The organism is Streptomyces atriruber, assembly GCF_001418325.1.
Classification (GTDB): domain Bacteria; phylum Actinomycetota; class Actinomycetes; order Streptomycetales; family Streptomycetaceae; genus Streptomyces; species Streptomyces atriruber.
In genome coordinates this window covers 1-4,777 of record NZ_LIPN01000467.1, presented here as the reverse complement: position 1 = coordinate 4,777, position 4,777 = coordinate 1, and the positions used below count along the sequence as shown (strand labels likewise).

Annotated in this window: 4 protein-coding genes; all 4 read right to left on the bottom strand. The window is 72.8% G+C overall.

Annotation, left to right across the window (positions count from 1 at the left end):
* Positions 1–21: 21 nt before the first annotated feature.
* The 4 genes from AOK03_RS36060 to AOK03_RS36045 all read right to left on the bottom strand — a co-directional run bounded on the left by AOK03_RS36060 (position 22) and on the right by AOK03_RS36045 (position 4,719).
* Positions 22–339 carry an acyl carrier protein gene (locus AOK03_RS36060; protein WP_055569605.1) on the bottom strand — a complete coding sequence of 106 codons (318 nt, stop codon included), beginning with the start codon at positions 337–339 and terminating at the stop codon, positions 22–24.
* 44 nt (positions 340–383) lie between these two features.
* Complete coding sequence (locus AOK03_RS36055) at positions 384–2,792, bottom strand: type I polyketide synthase (RefSeq protein WP_055569604.1); 2,409 nt, start codon at positions 2,790–2,792, stop codon at positions 384–386.
* A 101-nt stretch (positions 2,793–2,893) separates the two neighbouring features.
* Positions 2,894–3,808, bottom strand: a complete 915-nt coding sequence (locus AOK03_RS36050) for an alpha/beta fold hydrolase (RefSeq protein ID WP_055569603.1) — start codon at positions 3,806–3,808, stop codon at positions 2,894–2,896.
* Between the two features lie 44 nt (positions 3,809–3,852).
* The gene (locus AOK03_RS36045; RefSeq protein WP_055569602.1) at positions 3,853–4,719 is read right to left on the bottom strand and encodes an SAM-dependent methyltransferase; all 867 of its coding nucleotides are present in this window, start codon (positions 4,717–4,719) and stop codon (positions 3,853–3,855) included.
* Between the last annotated feature and the right edge of the window lie 58 nt (positions 4,720–4,777).

Below are 4,777 nucleotides of genomic sequence, written 5' to 3'. Positions count from 1 at the left end.
GTGTTCGGGGTGGCCGGGGGCCTACGCGGTGGTGTGGGCGAGCTCCTGGCCGAGGTGGCGGGCGAGCTGCGCGGGCGTGGGGTTCTCGACGATGGCGACCATGGCGATCTCCATGCCGGTCAGGGTCATCAGCGTCTTGGTGAGTTCCAGGGCGGTGAGGGAGTTGAGGCCGTTCTCGAGGAAGTTGCTGTCGTCGCTCAGGGCGGTGTTCAGGAGGGTGCCGGCCTGGGTGCGGATGGTGTCGGTGAGGAGCCGCTCGCGCTCCTCGGGGGTGGCCGCGGCGAGCTGCTTCTCCAGCTCGGTGGCGTCCTGGCCGGGCGTGTTGTCGGTGCTGGTCATGAATGCTCCTGTGTGAGTGGGGTGTTGGCGTGTCACGCCGTGTGTCACACCGCGGTGTGCGTGGTGTGGTCGTGCAGCCAGTAACGCGTGGCCTGGAAGGGGTACGTCGGGAGGTCGAGGGTCGGCGGGTGCGGCGCGCGCCGGGTGAGATGCGTCCAGTCGACCGTGCCGCCCGAGGTGTGGAGCCGCGCGAGCGCCGTCAGGACGGTGCGCGCGGCGGGTGTGTCCGGCGAGAAGGCGCCCAGGTCGAGGAGTGTGTGGGTCTCGGGGCCGGGGGAGGCACCGGGGTCGGTGGAGGTGAGGTGGTGGTGCCAGTAGCCGGGGGAGGTGACGGGCGTGTCGGCCGGGGCGGTGCTGGTGAGCGCGAGCGTCGCGGGGCGGAACGTCAGCTCCTTCAGCACGAGTTCGTACGCTTCGGGCCCCGGCGGTGCCCCGCTCTCGGCGGTGGCCGTGGCGTGGGCCGCGGCCAGGCGGCACGCGTCGTCGAGGCCGAGGACGCCCGCCGCGTACGCGGCCGCGATGTGGCCGACGCCGGTCCCGGTGAGGGTGTGGGCGTGGATCCCGGTTGCCAGCAGCAGGCGGGCGAGCGCCGTGTGGACCGCGAAGCGCAGGGGCTCGGACGGAGTGTCGGACAGGGGCGTGGCGAGGTGGGTGTCGAGGAGGGACCGGGCCTCGTCGAAAGCCGTCGAGAAGAGCGGGAAGGCCGCGCGGAGGTCGGATGCCGCCGACGCCGCGGAGGCGGCGTCGGCCGGGGGCAGGCCGTCGAAGTGCCAGGCGGTCTTCTTCGGGTCGGCGTCGAGGGGGGTCCGCGTCAGGTCGGGGTGGTCGTCCCCGGCGGCCAGCGCGCGGGTGGCGGCGAGCAGCCCGGCGCCGTCCGCGCCGATCAGGACGGCGCGGTGCTCCAGGGGGCTGCGGGTGGCGGCCAGCGAATGGGCGACCTCGGCGGGCGAGGGCATGGGGTCGGCGGACGTCAGGTGCGTGACGAGGGCCTTCGCCTGCTCCTGGAGGGCCTCGGGGGTACGTGCGGACAGGGGCCAGGCCACCGGGAGGGCGGTCGGGACGGCGTCGGCGGCCGCGTCGAGGTGGGTGTCGGGCGCGGGGGGTTCTTCGAGGATGAGGTGGGCGTTGGTGCCGGAGGTGGCGAAGGCGGAGATGCCGACCCGGCGGGGCTCGTCGCGGCGCGGCCAGTCGACCGCCTCGGTGAGCAGTCGGACCGCGCCCTTCTTCCAGGCGGCGAGCGGGGTGGGCCGGTCGACGTGGAGCGTCGGGGGCAGGGTGTCGTGCCGGAACGCCTGGACCATCTTGATGAGCGCCGCGGTACCGGCGGCCCCTTGGGTGTGCCCGGTGTTGGACTTGACGGAGCCGAGCCACAGCGGCCGGTCGGCGGAGCGGCCCGCGCCGTAGGTGGCGAGGAGGGCCTGCACCTCGATGGCGTCGCCGATGGGCGTGCCCGTCCCGTGCGCCTCCACGGCGTCGACCTGGTCGGGGGTGAGTCCGGCGTCGGCGAGCGCGGCGCGGATCACGTGCTGCTGGGAGGGGCCGTTGGGGGCGGCGAGGCCGTAGCCCGCACCGTCCTGGTTCACCGCGGAGCCGCGGATGACGGCGAGCACGGGGTGGCCGTTGCGCCGGGCGTCGCCGAGCCGCTCCAGCAGGACCAGGCCGACCCCCTCGCCGAGCCCCATGCCGTCGGCCGCGGCGGCGAACGGCTTGCAACGGCCGTCCTGCGCGAGGGACTTCTGATGGGCGAAGGCATGGAAGGTGTGCGGCGTCGACATGACCGTGCCGCCACCGGCGAGGGCGAGCCCGCACTCCCCGCGGCGCAGCGCCTGGCAGGCCAGGTGGAGGGCGACCAGGGAGGACGAACACGCCGTGTCCACACTGATGGCGGGGCCTTCGAGGCCGAGGGCGTAGGCGATGCGGCCGGAGACGAGGCTGCCGGACGTGCCGCCGCCCAGGTAGGGCAGCAGCTCGTCGGGCGCGGTCTCCAGGCGCGTCGCGTAGTCGTGCCCGGTGGCACCCACGTAGACGCCGGTGAGCGTGGAGCGCAGGGTGTGCGGGGCGATGCGGCCGCGCTCGACGGTCTCCCAGGCGAGATGGAGCATGAGGCGCTGCAGCGGCTCGGTGGCCACGGCCTCGGTCGCGCCGATGTCGAAGAAGCCCGCGTCGAAACCGGCCGCGTCGTCGAGGAATCCGCCGAGCTGCGCGTACGGGGGTTCCTCGGGGAGCTCCCAGGTGCGGTCGTCGGGGAATCCGGTGACGGCGTCGCGCCCCTCGGACACCAGGTCCCACAGGTCGTCCGGGGTGCGGGTCTTGCCGGGCAGCCGGCAGGCCGTGGAGACGACGGCGACCGGTTCGTGCTGTGCGGCCTTGAGTTCGCGCAGCTGCTGCTGGGCCTGGTGCAGCTCGGCGGTCGTCCACTTGAGGTATTCGACGAGCTTCTCTTCGTTCGCCACGGGAATCGTCAGCCTTCCTGTTCTCGCGCGTGAAGCCTCAGGTGGGACGGTGTGGGCAGGCGTGAGCCGCACGCTGTCGTTGTCAGGGTTGCCGCGGCTGCTTAAGCGGGTCTAACTCCTGCCTTGCCGCCGGGACGCGGCGCTCTCGCGGGCGCCGCCAGCTCGCGTGCCAGTTGGCGGAGGTCGGCGGCGATCTCGTCGGGGGCGCCCGCGTGCAGATCGTGGTCGGAGCCGGGGTACCAGCGCACGCTGACCTGGTCGAGGGCCGCCTCCGCGGCGGCCACCCAGGCGCGCACCTGATCGGACAGTTGGGGGATGGCCGGGATGATGGGCAGCAGCCGGACCGGCACGGTGATCTTCGGGTACCAGTCGGCGGGCGCCTCGCGCTGCAGGCTCTCGACGATCGACATGACCTGTTCCGAGGTCAGCCGGGGGATGAGCAGGCCGTCGGGACCGACGCGGTAGTCCGCGAGGCGCGCCTCGATGGAGGTGGAGGACCACTCGGGATGCGTGGCCTTCAGATAGGCGCGCATGTCGTCGGCGCTGGTGGTGCCCCGCTGGGCGCGGCGCACCACGTCGGCGGTGCGCTCCCAGAAGGCGCGCATCACCGGCCCGTCGAACTCGTACCAGCCGCCGTCGATCAGGGCCAGGCCGGACACCAGGTCGGGGCGTTCGGCCGCCAGGCGCAGCGCGAGGTGCGCGCCCCAGGAGTGCCCGGCCACCACGGCGCCGGTCAGGTCGAGAGCGATGACCGCCTCGACCAGGTCCGTGACGACGGCCGCGTTCTCGTAGCCGTCCGGCGGCGCGTCCGAGTCGCCGTGGCCGCGATGGTCGACGGCGTACACCGGGTGCCCGGCGGCGGCGAGCCGGGCGGCGACCTCGTCCCACATCCGGGCGTTCGAGAGCATGCCGTGCAGCAGCAGGAACGGGCGGCCCGCGGCTCCCGGTCCGCCTGCGGGCCGGTGCCGGACGTTGAGGGAGACGGTCTGCGACACGGGGATGCGGAGGTTCTTCACAGGCGGGCCCTTGGGATGGGGGAGCGGCACGGGGTGGCGCGGCGTCAGGGGCGCTGAGCGGTGGCGAAGATGTACCCGAGCTCGGGCATCTTGCCGAGGGCGGCCTGGTTGTGGAGGAAGAGCTCGTACCCCTCGACGCCGATGATGTCGACGTACTCGTCGCGGTGGGCGCGGATCCACTCGACGTAACCGTCGTACGTCTTGGCGGTCTCGCTGGTGATGTCGGTGAGTTCGAGGACCGTCCAGCCGGCCGCGCGGAAGATGCCGGGGTAGTCCCCGATGTCGGTGAGCGCGGCGTAGATCGTGGTGTCGCTGACCGTGGCGGTGCGCGGCCGGCTCGGGTCGGGGTTGAGGTAGACCATGTCGGCGATCGGCATCCGCGCGCCGGACTTCACCACGCGCAGGGCCTCGGTGAGGACCTGCTGCTTGTCGGGCATGTGGAGCATGGACTCCAGGGCCCAGCAGTGGTCGAAGGACCCGTCGTCGAACGGCAGGTTCATGGCGTCGACCTGCTCGAACCGGACCCGGTCGGCGAGGCCGGCCTCCCGTGCCCTGCGGTTGCCGCGCTCGACCTGGCGGGCGCTCACGGAGATGCCGACCACCTCGACGTCCCGGGCGCGGGCCAGCTGCATGGCGGGGGTGCCGTTGCCGCAGCCGATGTCGAGGATGCGGTCGCCGGGCCCGGGGTCGAGGCGGCGGATCATCTCGTCGGTCATCTGGACCATGGCCTGGTCGAACGTGGCGTCCTGCGTGCCGCTGTCGAACCAGTAGCCGTAGTGCAGGTTGCCGTCTCCGAGCTGAGTCATCAGATCGAAGACCTTGTGGTCGTAGTAGTGGCCGATGTCGCTGGGCTCGGGGGCGACGGTCTTGTTCACCGTCGGGGGCTTCTTGGTCGTCGCGTTCTTCGTCACGACCTCAGAGTCACGGCATGGCACGGAGGGTCACAACCCCACCCCTGCCCCTCAACAG

Excerpts from the sequence above, each read along its gene's own strand:
- AOK03_RS36060 (WP_055569605.1), bottom strand. The coding sequence starts at position 339 with ATGACCAGCACCGACAACACGCCCGGCCAGGACGCCACCGAGCTGGAG.